Raw genomic sequence first — 17,913 nt, forward strand, 5'->3', positions numbered from 1 at the left:
AAAACGGTTCTGGACGCAAAGTCGTTGGACAGATAAGAGGGGGCTCATTCGATGTCAACGCCGCGCTCGCCCTGTCGACCGCGCCAAATTCCGCCACAATCCTGCTGGTCTGGAAGCCATTCCGCTCTAGCTACCCCGCTTTGGAGATAATCGTAATGTCTGTATTGTTCCGCCGCGCGTCGCTCGCCAGCCTTGGTCTGGCATTCGGGCTGTCGGCCCTCTCGCTGTCGCCGTTGATGGCGCAGGAAGCCGCCCCTGCCCAGCCGGCGGCACCCGCCCCGGCGGCCAAGCCGGTCGATCCGAACGCCGTGGTCGCCACCATCAACGGCCAGACGCTGACCGAGGCAGACCTTGGGCTTGCCGAGGGCGAGCTGTCGCAGCAGTTCGCGCAGCTTCCGCCCGAGCAGCGCCGCGCCGCGGCGCTGTCGGCGGCGATCGAAATCCGCGTGATGGCGGCCCAGGCGGTGACCACCGGCCTCGACAAGGATCCCGACTTCCAGCGCCGCATGGCATTCCTGCAGCAGCGCGCGCTGCATGGCGAAATGGTCGAGAAGGGCGTCGTCGACAAAGTTACCGATGCCGAGGTCCGCGCCCGCTACGACCAGGAAATCGCCAACACGCCGCCCACCAACGAGGTGCACGCCCGTCACATCCTCGTGAAGACGAAGGAAGAGGCGGACGCCATCATCAAGCAGCTCGACGGCGGTGCCGATTTCCAGAAGCTTGCCAACGAGCACACCAGCGATCCGAGCGGCAAGACCAGCGGCGGCGATCTCGGCTGGTTCGGGCCTGGCCAGATGGTGCCGGAATTCGACAAGGCGGCGTTTGCGCTGGCGGTCGGCAAATACACCGAGCAGCCGGTACAGTCGCAGTTCGGCTGGCACGTCATCAAGGTCGAGGACAAGCGCACCAAGCAGCCGCCGGCCTTCGACGAGGTCAAGGACCAGGCCCGCCAGGCGGTCATCCGCGACAAGTATTTCGCGCTGGTCAAGTCGCTGCGCGCCAACGCCAAGGTCGACATCCCCGATGCCAACCTGAAGAAGACGGTCGACGCACTGGAAAGCGCGAAATAGGCCAGATTGAGCTACGACAGGGCGCGCTGCCGCCCTGTCGCTTCTATTTGGTAGGGCGAACGATGATGCGTCGACGCCGCCGCCGGACCGCCGTGGCATCGCCGGCATCGCCAGCGACGATGCCTTTCAAGACATAGCCGACCGCCCTGTGCAGCGTCGCTTCGTCCTCGTCGAGGCGGTTCGTCAGAAGATGCGTCCAGGCGTACGAGGCGATCAGGTCGGCGACGACAGTGGCATCGACATCGGCTGCCACCTCTCCCCTTGCCTTGGCGCGTTCGACCATCTGGCCGGTGTGGACACGACGGCCTCTCGCGTATTCGGCAAGGGCGGCGGCCGCTTTTTCGTCCGACTGCGCCTCGGCAATCAGCGATCTGAACACGCTGCCCGACGATGTGTCGCGCCAGTGCGCAAACAAGCTCTTCAGGAAGCCGACGAGGTCCTGCTCAAGGTTCCCGGTGTCGGGATTGTCGACACGCTTTTGCCGCTGGTAGACGTCGAGCAGCAGAGCGGCCTTGCTTGGCCACCAGCGATAGATCGTCGGTTTTCCGGCGCGCGCCCGCCGCGCCACCGCCTCGATGGAGAAGCCGGAATAGCCGGCTTCGACCAGTACCGCTTCGGCGGCATCGAGAATGGCATCGGCGCTTTCGGGGCTGCGCCGTGCGCCGGCTGATTTGCGCCCGGGATCGGTGGTTTCGCCCATCTCGTCTTCCTTGCCGATGATCTCAGCAGCCATCATACACAGCCCCTTGACGAAACGAAACGATCCGTTTCATATGTAACGGAACGTTCCGTAACGATAAGGAGAACAGCAATGACCTCGACTGTCGCCACGCGTTTTTCGCGCTTGCGCTTCGCCCTGCTGGTGCTGCTCGGCGTCTACCCGCTGATCACTGCCATTTTGTACATGGTTTTTCCGCTGACCAAGGAGTGGCAAATCTGGCAGCGTACACTGGTCATCGCGCCGCTGATGGTCTCGATCATGATCTGGGGACTGATTCCGGGCGTGCAGCGGGCGTTTCGCGGGTTCATTAACCCAGCGGTCCGGTGATGTTCATTCCAGCGCCTGCGACGTTTCCGACGCAACGCGCCACTCGCCGTCGGCCAGCACGAGTTCCAGCATGACCCGTGCCTTGCCGGTCAGCCGCTGCGCCGAGTGGTCCTTCGGCACATAATCGTAGGTCATGGCGAAAACCGCATCGGCGCGGTCCTTGCCGTGCGGCGTCACCTCAAGGCTGCCGGGCTCGAGACCGAACGACCACGACGCCCATTGCGCGAACCAGTCGGTCTTGACCTTGACGATGGCCTCGCTGTCGTAGCGCGTGCCGTAGATGGTGGCCGACGCACCGTAAAGCCGCTTGACGGTCTCGCGCATCGCCTTGGCATCAGGCGCCAGATAGTCGTGGCGCAGAAACTGCTCGATGGCGCCCTTGTCGCCGACGGAGCGTTCGAGCGCTGCGACCTCAGACGCGGGCGCCGGGGTGACGGCCGGTTTCGGTTGCTGGGCACTGTCTCCGCCCGGCACAAATTCGAAACGCTCGAGCAGCGATCCCTGCTCCCAGGGACGCTGCGCCTCGCGCGTTGCGGAAACGACATCGCGGCGCACCGCGATCATCATGTCGTTGATGCTCTGTCCGGGCTCCGCCATATGCCGCAAAAGTGCCGCCGCAAAGGGCGAGTTGCGCCCCGTCCCGTCCATTGCCACAGCGCCGGGCGCCGTCGAGAAGGCAATGAATGAACCGCGTGTCGACTGGAACTGGGCGAGGCCGGCGAGAGCCGTCGCCGAGCGCGTCGTGGCGCTGCGGCTGAGACTTCGCGCAAACGGGTTGTTGCGGCAGGCATCGAGGAAGACCAGGCTGACCTTGGTCTGCTGCTCCATGATGTCGAGGACCTCGTCGATCGGCACGGCCTCGAGCTGGAGCTTGACCGGCATGTCCAGCCTGGCGTCGACCGGCACGATGAAGTTGCGCCCGTCGACCTGCAGGCCGTGGCCGGCATAGTAGAACAGCCCGGCACCGGCGCCCTGCAGCGCATCGGAGAATTCGCCGATCTTGCGTTCGAGCTCGCGCTTGCCGAGATCGTTGCCTTCGATCACCTCGAAACCGATAGCGCGCAGCTTGTCGGCAATGTCGAGCGCATCGTTGACGGGATTGGCCAGCGTGCCGGCTTCGGCGTAGCTGCCGTTGCCGACCACAAGCGCCACGCGCCGCGCCGTCTGCGCATCCGCGCGCAGCAGCAGAAAGCCCAGAAACGCCAGTGCCAAGACCACAAGCCTGCCCATAGGGCAGGATCATAGCGCTATCGGCCGCAGCGATGCCAACAAATTTGCAACAGCCCTGCTTGCGGCATGAGGCAGTGTCAGGCGTCCGGCACCCGTAACGGCTGTGAAAACGGCTTGCGCCGACGCGCGCTATCGGGCAAACCGGCGTTCCTTTCGCGATTTTCCCGCCCGGGGTCTTCCATGTCCGCACAGGTTTCGCCGCTCGCGCCGAAGAAATATGCCAAGATGCCGACCATCGAGGGCGTGCGCATCGCCACCGCCGAGGCCGGCATAAAATACAAGAACCGTACCGATCTGCTGGCCATGGTGTTCGACGCCGGCACCACCGTCGCCGGGGTGTTCACCAGGTCGAAATGCCCCTCGGCGCCGGTCGACTTCTGCCGGCAAAACCTCACGGCGGGCAAGGCGCGCGTTCTGGTCGTCAATTCCGGCAATGCCAATGCCTTTACCGGCCAGAAGGGCCGCGCTTCGACCGCACTCACGGGCGAGACGGCGGCGAAGGCGGCCGGCTGCACAGCGGGCGAGGTGTTCCTGGCCTCGACCGGCGTCATCGGCGAACCGCTCGATACTGGTAAGTTCAGCCACCTGCTGGCCGGGCTGATCAAGGACGGCAAGCCGGAATTATGGACCGAAGCCGCCAAGGCAATCATGACCACCGACACCTATCCCAAACTGGCGACCGCGACGGTCAAGCTCGGCAATGCCGACGTCACCATCAACGGCATCGCCAAGGGCGCGGGGATGATCGCGCCCGACATGGCGACGATGCTTTCCTTCATCGCCACCGATGCGCCGATCGCAGCACCGGTGCTGCAGGATCTGTTGTCGCGCGGCACGGCCAAGACCTTCAACGCGGTCACCGTCGACAGCGACACCTCGACCAGCGACACGCTGCTGATGTTCGCCACAGGTGCTGCCGCCAGGCGTGGCGCGCCGGCAATTTCCGACCCCAAGGATGCGCGCCTCGGCGCGTTCCGCCGTGCCCTCGGCAAGGTGCTGAAATCGCTGGCGCTGCAGGTGGTGCGCGACGGCGAGGGCGCCCGCAAGCAGGTCGAGGTCACCGTCACCGGGGCCAAATCGGCCCGCTCGGCCAAGCGCATTGCGCTGTCGATCGCCAATTCGCCGCTGGTCAAGACGGCAGTCGCCGGCGAGGACGCCAATTGGGGCCGTGTCGTCATGGCCGTCGGCAAGGCCGGCGAACCGGCCGACCGCGACCTTCTGTCGATCTGGTTCGGCGACAACCGCCTGGCATATCAGGGCGAGCGCGACGCCGCCTATTCCGAAGCGGCGACTTCGGCGTATATGAAGCGCGACGAGATCCGCATCCGCGCCGATATCGGCATCGGCCGCGGCAAGGCGACGGTGTGGACCTGCGATCTCACCAAGGAATATGTCGCCATCAATGGCGATTATCGGAGCTGATGACATTGGCCTCCAGACATCCGGCAAGCGTGTTGGCGATCGTGCGCCGCTACGAGGCGGCCGGCTTTCGCGCCTGGCCGGCGGCCGCCGTCCATTATGATGGCACCTGGGTCGTGCGGCTGACGGCTGGCCACCCGGCCAAGCGGCTGAATTCGGTCAATCCGCTCGATCCGGGCGACATTCAGCACATTGCCGAGCGCATCGGCCGCGCCAGCCGTCGCTTCGACGCCTATGGCAGGCCGCTGACCTTTCGCATCTCGCCGCTGTCGGGGCCGGATCTCTCAAAGTACCTCGACAGCGAGGGCTGGAGCACATTCGCGGAGTCGCTGGTCATGCGGCTGCCGCTGGCGGACGCTATGCTCGACGACGCCATGGACCAGATTCCGTTGAAGGACATCAGCCGTTTCATCGGCGCGGCGCTCAAGGTGAGCGGCTCGGATGTGTCGCTGCGGCCCGGCCTGTCGGAGATCATTGGCGCCATCCAGCCGGAGGCCGGGCTGTTTGCGCTGGAGAACGGCAGCGAGCCGCTGGCAACGTTGATCTGCGTGCATGACGGCGACCTTGCCGGGCTGTTCGAGATCGCCACCGACAGATCGGTGCGCAACCAGGGCCATGGCCGCCACCTCATCCGATCGGCGCTGAAATGGGCGCGACTGCGCGGGGCGCGGGAAGCCTGGCTGCAAGTCGAGGCGGACAACGCGCCGGCGCTGGCGCTTTACCGTTTGCTCGGATTCGACGAAGTCTATCGCTATCACTATCGCCGGCCACAAGGCGCATGAGCGGCTCAGACACGGTCGGCAAGCGCCTGCTCCTGGTTGCGGCCTGCGCGCTAGTCGATGCCGACGGGCGCGTGCTTTTGGCGCAGCGGCCCGAAGGCAAGCAACTCGCCGGCCTATGGGAGTTTCCGGGCGGCAAGGTCGAGCCCGGCGAAACGCCGGAACAATGCCTGATCCGCGAACTGTATGAGGAGATCGGCATCGAGACCGATATCCCTTGCCTGGCACCACTCACCTTTGCCAGCCATTCCTACGATGATTTTCACCTGCTGATGCCGCTGTTCGTCTGCCGTCGCTTCCGCGGCATTGCCCAGCCGAAGGAACGGCAGGTGCTGAAATGGGTGCGGCCGCGCCAGATGCGCGATTTTCCAATGCCGCCGGCCGATGCCCCGCTGATCCAGTTCCTCATCGATCTGCTGTAACGGCCGATCTCCCGTAAACCGGGCAGCTCCGCGAAGCGATATCAGCAGCGTTAATGAAAGATTTATCTGGCCGTGAAAAATTGACGCAAAGCGGTTACGCCGATTCCACCGCTGGGGAGCGATTTGCATGAGCTTCGACAAGGACTGGGACTTGCCTTGGCCCGATCGCCTTCCTGGCGCCGCCAATGCTGGCATGGGAATATTGCGCATCGCCCTTTTGTTCGGCTCGGCCGCGGTGGCTCTGGCCTTGATCGCGACACCCTACCTCGACAGCCGGACCCGATCGCAGTTTGCCCGCGATGGGCTTGATACAATGAGCACCGGCTCGATCGGCCAGCGCGACAGCTATACGCTGCGCAAGAGCGTGCTGCAGCCGCTGCCCAGTTCGGTTTGCGTCATTCGGGCCGATGGCAGAAGCAGCGGTGACTGCTGACGTCCTCAACAGATATCTGAAGCGCGTCGCGTTCGACCGGCCTCGTGCGACGCGCTTATGTTTCGATGCATGTCGTTATCGCAAAACCGCTGCACACTTTTGCGCGACATGCATTGGAATGCAGCTGTTTCACCGCGCGTTAAGCCTGTCACGTTAACCTTTCTTAACGGGTCGGCGCTAGGTTCCGGCAAGAGGGATGGGCGCCCATGAAAATCTTGCTGCAACGATTTTTAGAAGACGAGAGGGGTGCGACGGCTATCGAATATGGTTTGATCGTGGCCGTGCTGTCGCTTGCCATTGTCACAGGCATCGGCCAGGCTGCCGGTGCGATCGAGTGGCTGTTCAGCGACAACAGCAGCAGGCTTGCCAACGCATTTGCGCAGTGATTCGCTCGGCTGTTGCGCAGGGCTACGCCTAGCTTTTGCGCAGGGATATGCTCAGGGGCCGCCGGGGTTTTCCAGGATCGTCTTCAGCGATATTTTTGCGGAGCCCGGCTTCAGCGGTTTTTGCTGAGAGGCATCGGGCGCCCAGCCTGACATCCAGACCACCGAGAAACTCGCCCTGACGCGGCCATCGGCGTCCGAAAACCGCTCCGCATAGATTTCGGCGGCGCGCGCGAACAGCGCTCGGGTGCCCGGCCGTCTGCTGCGGTCGACAAGCGCGCTGGTCTCGCCCATTGCGCGCAGGTCGGCGACCAGGCCAAAGAGGGAATCGTAGCGCACCGTAATCGTCTCGACGTCGGCAACCGGCAGCGCCAAGCCGGCGCGCTGCAGCAGCACGCCGGCGTCGCGGACATCGGTGAACGGGATCACACGCGGGCTGGCGCCGCCGTAGAGCTCGGTCTCGGCGGCAAGCAGGCTTTCGCGCAGTTCGGAGAGCGTGCCTATGCCGGCGAAGGCGCCGAGGAAAAGCCCGTCCGGCTTTAGCGCCCGGCGGATCTGCACCAGCATGCCGGGAATGTCGTTCATCGCCTGCAGCGACAGCAGCGAGACAGCAAGATCGAGGCTTTCCGGCTCGAATGGCACGGTTTCCAACGGCGCCACCACTCCTGGCCGGCCGTCGAGGAAAGCGGCGTCGGCCTCGACGCGCACGTTTTCCGCTACCTTGCCGCTTTCTGCGAGCACCTCTGCTGCTGCCGGCGTCTGGCAAAACAATGAGGCCGCCTTGCCGAACTTGCGTTCGACGGCGCCGAGCCGGTCGGCAAGATCCTCGGCCGCCCGCCGCATGAGGAAATCCGCCCCGGCGATAGGGCGGGCCAGTGCCCGACGCTTGTGCGCCAGCCAGAGCGAGGTGTCGATTACAAGCTGCAATGGGCAGGTCCTTGTGCTTCGCTCTCTGATATAGTGATGCGGAGGACCAACCACGTGGCCGATCCCATGCCGGAGATCAAGCGTATTGCGATCAAGAGCATTGCCCGCAAGGCATTGGGCTGGCCGGCGCGCCTGTTGTTCCCGCCGGTCTGCGCCGGCTGCCGCCGCCATGTCTCGCAACCCGGCGTGTTGTGCGGCGCCTGCTGGCCGAAACTCAGGCTGCTGGAACGGCCATGGTGCCCGGTGATGGGCACGCCGTTCACCCACAATATGGGTGAGGGGTTCCTGTCGGCGGAGGCGATAGCCGACCCGCCGCCATTCGAGCGCGCGCGGGCGGCGGTTGCCTATTCCGGCGTTGCCCGCCAGATGGTGCAAGGGCTGAAATACCAGGACCGCACCGATCTGGCGCCGTGGATGGCGCGCTGGATGCTTCGCGCCGGTGCCGAGCTCATCGCCGAGGCCGAGGTGGTCGTGCCGGTGCCGCTGCACTGGCGGCGCTTCTTCAGGCGGCAGTTCAACCAGTCGGCGGAACTGGCGCGGGCGGTGGCGCAGCTCGGCGATCGGCCTTTCGCGCCATCAGCCATCAAGCGCGTCAAACTCACGCGCCAGCAGGTCGGGCTGGAGCGGCGGGAACGCGAGGAAAATGTGCGCGCCGCATTCACAGTGCCTGATGAAGCGGAGATCGAAATCGCCGGCCGCCGGGTGCTGTTGATCGACGATGTCTACACCACCGGCGCCACGGTCCGTGCGGTCGCCAGGGCGTTAAAAAAGGGCGGTGCCGGCGCAGTCGACGTACTGACCTTCGCGCGCGTGCTGCCGGGGGACTTTCGGGCCGACGAATCGGCGCCTATATAGCCTATATGACAGCGGAACGAGGCAGGGTTGCTGACCGATGGTCGATGTGACGATCTACACGCGGATGATGTGCGGCTATTGCACTGCGGCCAAGCGGCTGCTCGACAGGAAGGGTGTCGCCTACACCGAGCACGACGCCTCCTTCTCGCCGGAGCTGCGCCAGGAGATGATCTCCCGGGCTCACGGCCGTTCCACCTTTCCGCAGATATTCATCGGCGACACGCATGTCGGCGGCTCCGACGATCTCCACGAATTGGAGGCGGAAGGACGGCTGGACAGATTGCTCGCCAACGGCTCGGCCAGGTAAGGACATGACGATGACTGGTTTCAAGGCGGCGGCGATCCAGATGCGTTCGGGAACCAGCCCGGAGCGCAATGCGGTCGATCTGGAACGGCTGGTGCGCGAGGCGGCAGGCCTGGGCGCGAGCTACATCCAGACCCCGGAAATGACCGGCGCGCTGATCCGCGACAGCCAAGCCCGGGCCGCTTCGTTCACCTCCGAAGACAAAGACATCATCGTCTCGACGTCGCGGAAGCTGGCCAACGAACTCGGCATCTTCCTGCATATCGGCTCGACCGCCATTCTGCGCGCCGACGGCAAGCTCGCCAACCGCGCACTTCTGTTCGGGCCTGACGGCGCCACGATTGCCACCTATGACAAGATCCACATGTTCGACGTCGATCTCGACAATGGCGAGAGCTGGCGCGAATCCGCCGCTTATGAGCCGGGCACGGAGGCTGTCGTCACCGAAATCGATGGCGCGAAGCTGGGCTTTGCCGTCTGCTACGATCTGCGCTTCCCGCAGCTGTTCCGCGCCGAGGCGCTGGCCGGCGCCGATCTGCTTGCGGTGCCCGCCGCCTTCACCCGCCAGACCGGCGAAGCGCATTGGCATGTGCTGCTCAGGGCGCGCGCCATCGAGAACGGCGCCTATGTCGTCGCCGCCGCGCAAGGCGGAGTGCACGAAGACGGTCGCGAAACCTATGGCCATTCGCTGATCGTCGATCCCTGGGGCCGCATCATCGCCGAAGCAGCGCATGACGAGCCGGCGGTGATCGTCGCCGAAATCGACCCGGCGCAGTCGGTCGCAGCGCGCAAGAAGATACCGAACCTCAAGAACGCACGCGATTTTGCCGTCAACGCCGGTCCGGTGGACGCGCTGCCGCTCAGGGGTGCCGCCTCTTGATCCGCTTTTCCCTGACCTGCGAGCACGAGCACGAATTCGAGGCATGGTTCCGCAGCAACGACGATTTCGACACACAGAAGAAGCGCGGTTTCGTCGATTGCCCGGCCTGCGGCTCGCGTAAGGTCGACAAGGCGCTGATGGCGCCCGCGGTCTCGACCGGGCGCAACCAGGAAAAGATCGCGCTCGCCATGGGCGAGGCCCAGAAGCAGGCGCTGGCGCAATTGAAGGCCATGGCCGAGAAGGTGCGCGAGAACGCCGATTATGTCGGCGACAAGTTTGCCGAGGAAGCGCGCAAAATCCATTTCGGCGAGAGCGATCCGCGCGGCATCTATGGCGAGGCGACGCTGGAGGAGGCCAAGAGCCTCGCCGACGACGGCGTCGAGTTCTTGCCTATTCCCAGCTTCCCGGACGACCGCAACTGATCCGTCAACTTGCCCGGGACATAACGAGGCATCTCCGCCAGGCCGCGCCATGACCGTGAAGGTCGGCGCCGTCGCCAGCGACAGCCGACCGCCGGCGTCGAGGGCGGCGGTGCTGCCGCCCCCTGCACAGGCGTCTGCAGTTTCATGCCGAGCAGCAAGGATGGGCTTCTCGGGTAGTCGTTTCGCTGCTTCTTTCGTGCCCACTGCTTGACGGGCTTGCTTCACTTGACGGGCTTGCTTCCGCATAGCCTGCAAACTGGCGTTCAAGCGCCTTGACCGCACTGCTGCGCCAACCCTCCGCCACGGATTCCGACATGGGATCGGGGAAGATTTCCTCCTCGCCGTTCTCCACGCCGTCCAGGATCGCTCGCGCAACAGACTCCGGAGAGGCCTTCGGGATGTCCAGGCCCCGTGTCATGTCCGTGTCCACGGGGCCGGGAAGGACCCTGTGGACGCTGACACCCCGTCCGGCCAAGAGGGTGCGCAACGACTGTGACAGTGAGAACGAGGCCGCCTTCGAGATCGAGTAAGCCGGACTGAACGGCACGGCAGCAATAGAGGCCAGCGACAGAATGTTGACGATGGCTCCCCGCGACCGGGCCAGCAACGGCAGCAGAGCCTGGGTCACGTCATACGCGCCGAAGAGGTTTACGGCGAGCTGTTGTTCGAGCACGCGACGGTCGCTGAGGTCGTCGAAGGGCGATACGCCGGCATTGTTGATGAGGATATCGAGAGCATCGATTTTCTCGACGGCCTCCCGGATCTGCGCAGCGTTCGTTACATCCATGGTCAGGGACGTCACACGCCGGTCCGGGTGAGCCATGGCTTGGCGGGTTGCGGCATAGACGCGCTTTACGCCTCTGCTCAGGGCTTCCTCGACCAGTGCCCGACCGATGCCCCGATTGGCTCCAGTCACCAGGATAGTTGTGCCTTCGATCTTCATTGCGTCTCTCCTAGTGCTTATCGTTGTGTTCGAGCTCAGTGCACAATCGCGCCGCAACTCAGGCGCGCCGCAACTCAGGTTGGCTACAGTCGCCATTCTCGATACGACTGGTTGGTGAGATGGACTTAGCGCCGGATGTCGAAGCCATGGGAGTGACAAGTGTGACGGGATTCCGATGGACTCGCTGATCACGGCCGCGGCGCATGCGCTCGCGGCGGGCGATCCGCTCGGCGCCTTGAAACGGGTTGCGCTGCGCGACGATGCGCCGGCCCTTGCGTTGCGCGGTATCGCGATGGCGCAGCTTGGCGACCTGAATAGGGCGAAGGTTCTTCTCAAGAGGGCGGCGCACGCATTCAGCCCGAGGGAGGCCGTGGCCCGCGCGAGGTGTATCGTCGCCGAGGCCGAGATCGCGCTCGTCTCGCGCGACCTCGCCTGGCCGGCCAAGGCACTCGACACCGCGCGGGCGACGCTTGAAAAGCATGGCGACCGCGTCAACGCCGCGCATGCGCGCAACCTCGAAGTTCGGCGCCTGCTGCTGATTGGTCATCTAGACGAAGCCGAGCGCAGGCTGGACGGCTTCGATCCCTCGCCGCTGCCGCCGGCATCGCGGGCCGCCCACGAGCTGGCTGTCGCCGGCATCGCCATCCGCCGCTTGCGGACCGGTCCTGCGCGCGCCCCCCACGCCCCGGGGGCGCGGGGGGGGCGCCCGGCCCGGCGCGGGGGCGCCGCGCTAGGTGGGCTCGGAGCGCCCCCCCGGCGGCTGTGGCGTCCCCCGGGCCGGCGCGCGCCCCCGCGGGCGGGCGCGGCGGGGGGCCCCCCCCCCGGCCGGCATCCCCGCGCTGACCGCAGAGGTGGAGAGCGCATCGCTGGTGCTGGAGACGCCGGCGGCACGCCTTGTCGCCCGTGGCGAGGAACGGCCCCTTCTGCTCGACGAAGTCGAAGCGCTCCTGGCGTCGGGGGCGCTCGTGGTGGATGCATGCCGCAATGTCGTGCGGGTCGCAGACACCGTCGTCTCGCTGGCGACCCGCCCGGTGCTGTTCGCTGTTGCCCGCGCGCTGGCCGAAGCCTGGCCGGGGGACGTGGCAAGATCGACGCTTATTGCGCGCGCTTTCCGGGGAAAGGACGCGGACGAATCACATCGCGCGCGGTTACGGGTCGAAATCGGGCGGCTTCGCGCGGAGCTTCGGAGCTTGGCCGATGTGAGCGCGACGAAGCGGGGCTTTGCCCTGGCGCCGCGCCGCGCCGGCGAGGTCGTCGTGCTGGCGCCGCCCGTCGAGGACGATCATGCCGCGGTGCTCGCCTTCCTCGCCGACGGCGAGTCGTGGTCGAGCTCGGCCTTGGCGATTGCGCTTGGAGCCAGTTCGCGTACCGTGCAGCGGGCGCTCGAGCAACTCGCCCAGTCAGGCAAGGTGCAGTCGTTCGGCCGCGGGCGGGCGCGTCGCTGGATGACCCCGCCGGTGCCGGGTTTCCCGACAATCTTGTTACTCCCCGGCCCGCTGCCGGGCTACTAGCGTGGTATTATGAAACGATCCTCAGCCGAAATCCTCCGTGAATATGGACCCTTTCCGGGTGTCGACCACGTCGACGGCGTTACCTTCGACGGTGAGCATGTCTGGTTTGCGTCAGGTGACAGGTTGAACGCCTTCGATCCGGCGAGCGGCAAAGTGGTGCGCTCGATCGATGTCGCGGCACACGCCGGCACGGCCTTCGACGGCCAGCACCTCTATCAGATCGCCGAGGATCGCATCCACAAGATCGATCCGAAGAATGGCCAGGTGCTGGCGTCGATCCCGGCGCCCGGCAATGGCGGTGATTCCGGGCTCGCCTGGGCCGAAGGAACGCTCTGGGTCGGGCAGCATCGGGGCCGAAAGATCCATCAGGTCGATCCCGAGACAGGGGCAATCCTTCGCACCATCGTTTCCAACCGCGTCGTCACCGGGGTCAGCTGGGTCGATGGCGAGCTGTGGCATGGCACCTGGGAGGGTGAGGAGAGCGATGTCCGGCGGATCGATCCTGAAACGGGAAAGGTCCTGGAGAAGCTCGATATGCCGCCAGGAACAGGCGTGTCGGGGCTCGAATCCGATGGCGGTGACCAGTTTTTCTGTGGCGGCGGAAACAGCGGCAAGATCAGAGCTGTCCGCCGGCCCAAACGAGGCTCCGCGGCCAGGATTTGAGTTTTCCACCTTCTCGGCCGGCCCTTTTGGCCGGTTTGGTTAGCCTAGGCTCGCGATCAATTTTTCGAGCAGGCGTGCCAGCATGACCTGCTCCGGGCGTATCAGGCCGGAAAGTATCTCGTGCTCGTTGGCAACGTGCGCGGCAACCGCCTCGTCGATCAAAGCGAGGCCCTTCCGGGTCAGTTGTACGACGATGCCGCGGCGATCGTCGGGATGTGGCCCGCGCTTGATCAAGCCGGATTTCTCGAGCCGATCGAGGCGGTTGGTCATCGCGCCCGATGTCACCATCGTCGCCTCGTACAGAGCGGTCGGCGTCAGCGCGTATGGCGGCCCGGAACGACGCAGCGTCGCCAGCACATCGAATTCTCCGGATTGCAGTCCGTAACTTGCAAACAGCGGCGCCAGCCGCTCCCGCGCGATCAACGAGGCAGCCTCGTTCAACCGTCCGAGCACGGCCATCGGCGAGACATCGAGATCCGGCCGTTCCTTTTTCCACTGCTCGATCGCTTTTGCTGCGCGATCCATGTCTCTCACCGTTATGTATCTTGACGTGAAGAATCTTTACCTTATCGTACCTCAGCTTGTGGTATCGGCCAAGTGCGAACAGGCGATGGGACGGCGATGAAATTTCTCTGGGACTCGGCGCTTGGCCTTCTGGTCGTCACCGGTGGACTGCTCGGCCTGACGCTGCCGTTCGGCAAGATCGCGACGGCGGCCGGCGTCCCCGCCATGGTCTGGGCCTTCGTCATCTCGCTTGGCGCCGGCGGCGTGCTTTTGTGCGCATTGCTGCTCAACGGGCAGCGCATGCGGCTTTCGCCGCACAGGCTGCGCTATTTCTTTGTCACCGCGGCCGTCTGCTACGCAATCCCCAATCTGCTGATGTTTTCAGCCATTCCGCATCTGGGCGCCGGCTACAGCGGCATCATGTTCACGCTGTCGCCGGTCGTCACGCTGGTGTTCTCGATGCTGCTCGGGGTCAGGCGCCCGACCATGCTGGGCATCGTCGGCATAGTCGTCGGTTTCGTGGGCGCAGTCATGGTGGCCGTGACGCGCGGGGAAGCGGGCCATCCGGCCGAATTTTTCTGGGTGGCGATGGGCCTGCTCATCCCGGTCAGCCTCGCCGCCGGCAACATCTACCGCACCGTCGACTGGCCTGAAGACACCGGCCCGATCGAGCTTGCCGTCGGCAGCCATCTGGCAGCAGCCTTGATGCTGCTTGCCGGCATTCTGGTCCTGCTGGGCGGCAATGCATTCGGCTCGCTCGGCGGCGTGCCGCTGGTCGCTGCGGCACAGGTGGCATCAGCCTCGGCGATGTTCGCCTTCTTCTTCCGCCTGCAAGCGGTCGGCGGCCCGGTCTATCTCAGCCAGATCGGCTATGTGGCGGCGGCGGTCGGGCTGTTTGCCGGGACGCTCTTCCTCGGCGAGCGCTATCAGTTGCTGACCTGGGCGGGTGCCGTCATCATCACCGCCGGCGTGTTCATCACCACCAAGGCGCAAAGCCAGAAGACATAGGGGCCAGAAGGCGTAAGCTTCAGACGGATACCTTCTCCGCCAGCACCATGTAGTTGACGTCCATGTCCTTCGACCGCTGCCAGCGATCGGCGAGCGGGCTGTAGCTGACCCCGGTGCGGTCGATGACGGTCAGGCCGGCGCCGGCAAGCGCCTTTTCGAGTTCCTCGGGGCGCACCAGCTTGCCGAACTGGTGGGTGCCGCGGGGCAGCCAGCGCAGCACATATTCGGCGCCGATGATGGCCAGGCCCAGGGCCTTCAGCGTGCGGTTGATGGTGGCGACGAACATGATGCCGCCGGGCTTGACCATCTCGCCGCATTTGGCCAGGAACAGATCGACATCGGCGACATGCTCGACCACTTCCATGTTGAGGATGACGTCGAATTTTTCGCCAGCGTCGGCCAGGTCTTCCGCGGTCATGGCGCGGTAGTCAACGCTCACGCCGACTTCCGCCGCATGCAGCTTGGCCACTTCGATGTTGGTGGCGGAGGCATCGGCGCCGACCACTTCGGCGCCAAGCCGCGCCATCGGCTCGCACAAAAGCCCGCCGCCGCAGCCTATGTCGAGGAAGCGCAGGCCTTCGAACGGCCGTGCCGCACGCGGATCACGGCCGAAGCGGGCCGCCACCTGGTCGCGGATATAGGCAAGCCGGATCGGGTTGAACTTATGCAGCGGGCGGAACTTGCCGTTCGGGTTCCACCATTCGGCGGCAAGGGCGGAAAATCGTTCCACCTCTCCGGCATCGATCGTCGATCGTCGGGGCTCTGGCATGGCGTGGTCTCCTCGGACGCTAGGAAGTCGGGCGCAAGGCTGCGAATGTCAAGGCGCGAAATTCACCGCCGGCAGCGCGATGCGCGTGATGCCTGACAGCACCGCCTTTTGCCGGAGGCAATTGTGTCAGCACATGTCAGTTGATGGTGTCCCGGAAGGAAACACCAATGCCCTGGCGGACGAAGCAGAGACATGGTGATCGAAGGAGTGCACAACGATGCGAACGGTTGCTTCCATTCTTTGGCGCCGGCTTGACCAGGAAGGCCACGACGCTTGCCTGCTGTCGGAAGCGAGTTCCGGGTGGAACCTCAGGGGACACGCGCTTTTCGTCCAGGACGGCAAGCCGTGCAGCATCGCCTACGAGGTGGACTGCGATACCGGCTGGCATACGCGCTCGGCGCGTGCCGACGGCTTCCTCGGCACGCAAGAGCTGCATTATGGCATCGACCGGCTTACCGAGCGCCAATGGACGCTGAACGGCGAGCATCAAGCGGAAGCCGACGGTCTCATCGATGTCGATCTCGGCTTCACGCCTGCCACAAACCTTTTGGCGCTCCGCCGTTTTGCCCTCGATGTCGGCACGGCGACGCCCGCCCCGGCGGCCTATCTGACATTTCCCGACCTGAGGCTGACGCACCTGGAACAGACCTATCAGCGCGTCGATGCAGCACACTACGCCTATGCCGCGCCGCTGTTCGGCTACAACGAGATGCTGGAGGTCTCGCCGCTCGGTTTCGTCCTCGATTATCCGCGCCTGTGGAGAGCCACGGCACTGCAGGGCTGAAGCGAGCGGCATTTGCCAACAAGCAGTGCAGGCGTGACACTGCGCTCGTGTGTCGCCTGGCCGGCAGCGGCGGCATGCCTTGCGAAACCGCGATCATTTGGCTAAGGAGGCCGCGCATTGAGCGTCCGGCCCGGTCGGACGCATTTCCGCTTTTCGGCCCTCGGTCCGGCATTCAGTCAAAGGCATTTCGCTTCCATGGCGCGCATCGTGATGAAATTCGGCGGAACGTCCGTCGCCGACATCGCCCGCATCCGCAATGTGGCGCGTCACGTCAAACGCGAGGTCGATGCCGGCCATGAGGTCGCCGTCGTGGTCTCGGCGATGGCCGGCAAGACCAACGAGCTCGTGCATTGGACGCGCGAGGCCTCGCCGATGCACGATGCGCGCGAATATGACGCCGTCGTCGCGGCCGGCGAGCAGGTCACCGCCGGCTTGCTGGCGATCGCGCTGCAGAATATCGGCGTGCATGCCCGCTCCTGGCAAGGCTGGCAGATCCCGATCAAGACCGACAACGCGCATGGCGCGGCGCGCATTCTCGATATTGACGGCGCGTTCCTGATCAAGCGCTTCGGCGAAGGCCAGGTGGCGGTGGTGGCCGGTTTCCAGGGCATCGGGCCGGACAACCGGATCGCAACGCTCGGCCGCGGCGGTTCCGATACCAGCGCTGTCGCCATCGCGGCGGCGGTCAAGGCCGACCGCTGCGACATCTACACCGATGTCGACGGGGTCTACACGACCGATCCGCGCATCGAGCCGAAGGCGCGGCGGCTGGCCAAGATTTCCTTCGAGGAAATGCTCGAAATGGCCTCGCTGGGCGCCAAGGTCCTGCAGGTGCGCTCGGTCGAGCTTGCCATGGTGCACAGGGTGCGTACCTTTGTGCGGTCGTCCTTCGACGATCCCGATGCACCCGGAATGGGGGATTTGCTCAATCCGCCGGGAACGCTTATTTGCGACGAGGAAGAGATCGTGGAACAGCAGGTCGTCACCGGAATTGCCTATGCCAAGGACGAGGCGCAGATATCGCTGCGCCGCGTCGGCGACCGGCCGGGCGTCGCCGCCGGCATTTTCGGGCCGCTCGCCGAGGCCAACATCAACGTCGACATGATCGTCCAGAACATTTCCGAGGACGGCAAGTTCACCGATATGACCTTCACCGTGCCATCCGGCGACGTCGACAAGGCGCTTGCCGTGCTCGAACGGCTGAAGGCGACGATCGGCTACGATGTGGTGCAGTCGGAAGCCGGCATGTCAAAGGTCTCGGTCATCGGCATCGGCATGCGCAGCCATGCCGGCGTCGCCGCCACCGCCTTCAAGGCGCTGGCCGACAGGTCGATCAACATCCGCGCCATTACAACGTCCGAAATCAAGATTTCGATCCTGATCGACGGTCCCTATACGGAACTAGCAGTTCGCACTTTGCATTCCGTCTACGGTCTGGATAAGCAGTAGCAGATCGAAAGTCTTGGAGCGGCCTTTATGCGTTCAATTGGACGCACGGCGCTCTAATTGAGTTGTTGCGTTTGTGCCGCTGTGCAGGGCAACCTGCACCGGCTGAA

The 17,913-nt window shown here is 64.9% G+C and carries 21 protein-coding genes and 1 pseudogene; 16 read left to right on the forward strand and 6 right to left on the reverse strand.

Going from position 1 to position 17,913, the window contains the following annotated elements:
* Positions 1-155 precede the first annotated feature (155 nt).
* On the forward strand, positions 156-1,073 hold the full coding sequence (locus NKJ09_RS21495) for a peptidylprolyl isomerase (RefSeq protein ID WP_352495602.1): 918 nt from the start codon (positions 156-158) through the stop codon (positions 1,071-1,073).
* Positions 1,074-1,116: 43 nt separating this feature from the next.
* On the opposite strand, the gene NKJ09_RS21500 is transcribed toward NKJ09_RS21495, so the two are convergent.
* Positions 1,117-1,773: a TetR/AcrR family transcriptional regulator gene (locus NKJ09_RS21500; protein ID WP_352483567.1), complete on the reverse strand. Its 657-nt coding sequence runs from the start codon at positions 1,771-1,773 to the stop codon at positions 1,117-1,119.
* Between the two features lie 111 nt (positions 1,774-1,884).
* Between NKJ09_RS21500 and NKJ09_RS21505 the strand changes: the two genes are divergently transcribed.
* Entirely contained in the window at positions 1,885-2,121 is a 237-nt protein-coding gene (locus NKJ09_RS21505) for a putative antibiotic biosynthesis monooxygenase (protein WP_352483537.1), read from the forward strand.
* Positions 2,122-2,124: 3 nt separating this feature from the next.
* On the opposite strand, the gene NKJ09_RS21510 is transcribed toward NKJ09_RS21505, so the two are convergent.
* Positions 2,125-3,351: a caspase family protein gene (locus tag NKJ09_RS21510; RefSeq protein WP_352495601.1), complete on the reverse strand. Its 1,227-nt coding sequence runs from the start codon at positions 3,349-3,351 to the stop codon at positions 2,125-2,127.
* A 180-nt stretch (positions 3,352-3,531) separates the two neighbouring features.
* On the opposite strand from NKJ09_RS21510, the gene argJ reads away from it, so the two are divergent.
* The 5 genes from argJ to NKJ09_RS21535 all read left to right on the forward strand — a co-directional run bounded on the left by argJ (position 3,532) and on the right by NKJ09_RS21535 (position 6,790).
* Positions 3,532-4,773 carry a bifunctional glutamate N-acetyltransferase/amino-acid acetyltransferase ArgJ gene (gene argJ / locus NKJ09_RS21515; RefSeq protein WP_352495600.1) on the forward strand — a complete coding sequence of 414 codons (1,242 nt, stop codon included), beginning with the start codon at positions 3,532-3,534 and terminating at the stop codon, positions 4,771-4,773.
* Entirely contained in the window at positions 4,773-5,552 is a 780-nt protein-coding gene (locus NKJ09_RS21520) for a GNAT family N-acetyltransferase (RefSeq protein ID WP_352495599.1), read from the forward strand. Before argJ ends, NKJ09_RS21520 begins: the two co-directional genes overlap by 1 nt.
* Positions 5,549-5,971 carry a (deoxy)nucleoside triphosphate pyrophosphohydrolase gene (locus NKJ09_RS21525; RefSeq protein WP_352483541.1) on the forward strand — a complete coding sequence of 141 codons (423 nt, stop codon included), beginning with the start codon at positions 5,549-5,551 and terminating at the stop codon, positions 5,969-5,971. The genes NKJ09_RS21520 and NKJ09_RS21525 overlap by 4 nt, the downstream gene beginning before the upstream one ends.
* Positions 5,972-6,098: 127 nt before the next feature.
* Entirely contained in the window at positions 6,099-6,404 is a 306-nt protein-coding gene (locus tag NKJ09_RS21530) for a hypothetical protein (protein ID WP_023721040.1), read from the forward strand.
* 206 nt (positions 6,405-6,610) lie between these two features.
* Positions 6,611-6,790, forward strand: a complete 180-nt coding sequence (locus tag NKJ09_RS21535) for a Flp family type IVb pilin (RefSeq protein ID WP_023721039.1) — start codon at positions 6,611-6,613, stop codon at positions 6,788-6,790.
* A gap of 51 nt (positions 6,791-6,841) precedes the next feature.
* Here the strand turns inward: NKJ09_RS21535 and NKJ09_RS21540 are convergent, their stop codons facing one another.
* Positions 6,842-7,714 (reverse strand): methyltransferase domain-containing protein, encoded by an 873-nt coding sequence (locus NKJ09_RS21540; protein ID WP_023721038.1) that lies wholly within the window; start codon positions 7,712-7,714, stop codon positions 6,842-6,844.
* Between the two features lie 54 nt (positions 7,715-7,768).
* Here NKJ09_RS21540 and NKJ09_RS21545 point away from each other — a divergent pair, with 54 nt between their 5' ends.
* Genes NKJ09_RS21545 through NKJ09_RS21560 form a run of 4 tightly spaced genes read left to right on the forward strand, consistent with a single transcriptional unit; the run spans position 7,769 to position 10,175 of the window.
* Positions 7,769-8,569 carry a ComF family protein gene (locus tag NKJ09_RS21545; RefSeq protein WP_352483542.1) on the forward strand — a complete coding sequence of 267 codons (801 nt, stop codon included), beginning with the start codon at positions 7,769-7,771 and terminating at the stop codon, positions 8,567-8,569.
* A 37-nt stretch (positions 8,570-8,606) separates the two neighbouring features.
* The gene (grxC, locus tag NKJ09_RS21550) at positions 8,607-8,876 is read left to right on the forward strand and encodes a glutaredoxin 3 (RefSeq protein WP_023721036.1); all 270 of its coding nucleotides are present in this window, start codon (positions 8,607-8,609) and stop codon (positions 8,874-8,876) included.
* Between the two features lie 10 nt (positions 8,877-8,886).
* Entirely contained in the window at positions 8,887-9,753 is an 867-nt protein-coding gene (locus NKJ09_RS21555) for a carbon-nitrogen hydrolase family protein (RefSeq protein ID WP_352483543.1), read from the forward strand.
* Complete coding sequence (locus tag NKJ09_RS21560) at positions 9,750-10,175, forward strand: DUF1178 family protein (protein WP_352483544.1); 426 nt, start codon at positions 9,750-9,752, stop codon at positions 10,173-10,175. Before NKJ09_RS21555 ends, NKJ09_RS21560 begins: the two co-directional genes overlap by 4 nt.
* A 142-nt stretch (positions 10,176-10,317) precedes the next feature.
* On the opposite strand, the gene NKJ09_RS21565 is transcribed toward NKJ09_RS21560, so the two are convergent.
* Positions 10,318-11,118, reverse strand: coding sequence for an SDR family NAD(P)-dependent oxidoreductase (locus NKJ09_RS21565; RefSeq protein WP_352483545.1), 801 nt, complete (start codon positions 11,116-11,118; stop codon positions 10,318-10,320).
* A gap of 175 nt (positions 11,119-11,293) precedes the next feature.
* Here NKJ09_RS21565 and NKJ09_RS32525 point away from each other — a divergent pair.
* Together NKJ09_RS32525 and NKJ09_RS21580 are read left to right on the forward strand one after the other, a co-directional pair.
* A pseudogene (locus NKJ09_RS32525) lies at positions 11,294-12,629 on the forward strand (helix-turn-helix domain-containing protein).
* Between the two features lie 9 nt (positions 12,630-12,638).
* The gene (locus NKJ09_RS21580; RefSeq protein ID WP_023722289.1) at positions 12,639-13,292 is read left to right on the forward strand and encodes a Vgb family protein; all 654 of its coding nucleotides are present in this window, start codon (positions 12,639-12,641) and stop codon (positions 13,290-13,292) included.
* A gap of 39 nt (positions 13,293-13,331) precedes the next feature.
* Here NKJ09_RS21580 and NKJ09_RS21585 read toward each other — a convergent pair whose 3' ends face one another.
* On the reverse strand, positions 13,332-13,817 hold the full coding sequence (locus tag NKJ09_RS21585) for a MarR family winged helix-turn-helix transcriptional regulator (protein ID WP_023722290.1): 486 nt from the start codon (positions 13,815-13,817) through the stop codon (positions 13,332-13,334).
* A gap of 96 nt (positions 13,818-13,913) precedes the next feature.
* Here NKJ09_RS21585 and NKJ09_RS21590 point away from each other — a divergent pair, with 96 nt between their 5' ends.
* Positions 13,914-14,804: a DMT family transporter gene (locus tag NKJ09_RS21590; protein WP_352496389.1), complete on the forward strand. Its 891-nt coding sequence runs from the start codon at positions 13,914-13,916 to the stop codon at positions 14,802-14,804.
* 19 nt (positions 14,805-14,823) lie between these two features.
* Here NKJ09_RS21590 and ubiG read toward each other — a convergent pair whose 3' ends face one another.
* Positions 14,824-15,573, reverse strand: coding sequence for a bifunctional 2-polyprenyl-6-hydroxyphenol methylase/3-demethylubiquinol 3-O-methyltransferase UbiG (gene ubiG / locus NKJ09_RS21595; RefSeq protein WP_352483548.1), 750 nt, complete (start codon positions 15,571-15,573; stop codon positions 14,824-14,826).
* Between the two features lie 217 nt (positions 15,574-15,790).
* Between ubiG and NKJ09_RS21600 the strand changes: the two genes are divergently transcribed.
* Both NKJ09_RS21600 and NKJ09_RS21605 read left to right on the forward strand, forming a co-directional pair.
* Complete coding sequence (locus NKJ09_RS21600; protein WP_023722293.1) at positions 15,791-16,357, forward strand: putative glycolipid-binding domain-containing protein; 567 nt, start codon at positions 15,791-15,793, stop codon at positions 16,355-16,357.
* Between the two features lie 195 nt (positions 16,358-16,552).
* Positions 16,553-17,806: an aspartate kinase gene (locus NKJ09_RS21605; RefSeq protein ID WP_352496390.1), complete on the forward strand. Its 1,254-nt coding sequence runs from the start codon at positions 16,553-16,555 to the stop codon at positions 17,804-17,806.
* Positions 17,807-17,913: the final 107 nt, after the last annotated feature.

The sequence above is a fragment of the Mesorhizobium sp. M0189 genome (assembly GCF_040322135.1).
Lineage (GTDB): Bacteria > Pseudomonadota > Alphaproteobacteria > Rhizobiales > Rhizobiaceae > Mesorhizobium.

What these genes read in the sequence shown, in the direction of transcription:
- NKJ09_RS21555 (WP_352483543.1), top strand. Translation starts at nt 8,887, where the DNA reads ATGACTGGTTTCAAGGCGGCGGCGATCCAGATGCGTTCGGGAACCAGC.
- argJ (WP_352495600.1), top strand. Translation starts at nt 3,532, where the DNA reads ATGTCCGCACAGGTTTCGCCGCTCGCGCCGAAGAAATATGCCAAGATG.
- NKJ09_RS21535 (WP_023721039.1), top strand. Translation starts at nt 6,611, where the DNA reads ATGAAAATCTTGCTGCAACGATTTTTAGAAGACGAGAGGGGTGCGACG.
- NKJ09_RS21530 (WP_023721040.1), top strand. Translation starts at nt 6,099, where the DNA reads ATGAGCTTCGACAAGGACTGGGACTTGCCTTGGCCCGATCGCCTTCCT.
- NKJ09_RS21605 (WP_352496390.1), top strand. Translation starts at nt 16,553, where the DNA reads ATGGCGCGCATCGTGATGAAATTCGGCGGAACGTCCGTCGCCGACATC.
- grxC (WP_023721036.1), top strand. Translation starts at nt 8,607, where the DNA reads ATGGTCGATGTGACGATCTACACGCGGATGATGTGCGGCTATTGCACT.
- NKJ09_RS21505 (WP_352483537.1), top strand. Translation starts at nt 1,885, where the DNA reads ATGACCTCGACTGTCGCCACGCGTTTTTCGCGCTTGCGCTTCGCCCTG.
- NKJ09_RS21510 (WP_352495601.1), bottom strand. Translation starts at nt 3,351, where the DNA reads ATGGGCAGGCTTGTGGTCTTGGCACTGGCGTTTCTGGGCTTTCTGCTG.
- NKJ09_RS21565 (WP_352483545.1), bottom strand. Translation starts at nt 11,118, where the DNA reads ATGAAGATCGAAGGCACAACTATCCTGGTGACTGGAGCCAATCGGGGC.
- NKJ09_RS21525 (WP_352483541.1), top strand. Translation starts at nt 5,549, where the DNA reads ATGAGCGGCTCAGACACGGTCGGCAAGCGCCTGCTCCTGGTTGCGGCC.
- NKJ09_RS21495 (WP_352495602.1), top strand. Translation starts at nt 156, where the DNA reads ATGTCTGTATTGTTCCGCCGCGCGTCGCTCGCCAGCCTTGGTCTGGCA.
- NKJ09_RS21600 (WP_023722293.1), top strand. Translation starts at nt 15,791, where the DNA reads ATGCGAACGGTTGCTTCCATTCTTTGGCGCCGGCTTGACCAGGAAGGC.
- NKJ09_RS21580 (WP_023722289.1), top strand. Translation starts at nt 12,639, where the DNA reads ATGAAACGATCCTCAGCCGAAATCCTCCGTGAATATGGACCCTTTCCG.
- NKJ09_RS21500 (WP_352483567.1), bottom strand. Translation starts at nt 1,773, where the DNA reads ATGGGCGAAACCACCGATCCCGGGCGCAAATCAGCCGGCGCACGGCGC.
- NKJ09_RS21585 (WP_023722290.1), bottom strand. Translation starts at nt 13,817, where the DNA reads ATGGATCGCGCAGCAAAAGCGATCGAGCAGTGGAAAAAGGAACGGCCG.
- NKJ09_RS21520 (WP_352495599.1), top strand. Translation starts at nt 4,773, where the DNA reads ATGACATTGGCCTCCAGACATCCGGCAAGCGTGTTGGCGATCGTGCGC.
- ubiG (WP_352483548.1), bottom strand. Translation starts at nt 15,573, where the DNA reads ATGCCAGAGCCCCGACGATCGACGATCGATGCCGGAGAGGTGGAACGA.
- NKJ09_RS21590 (WP_352496389.1), top strand. Translation starts at nt 13,914, where the DNA reads ATGAAATTTCTCTGGGACTCGGCGCTTGGCCTTCTGGTCGTCACCGGT.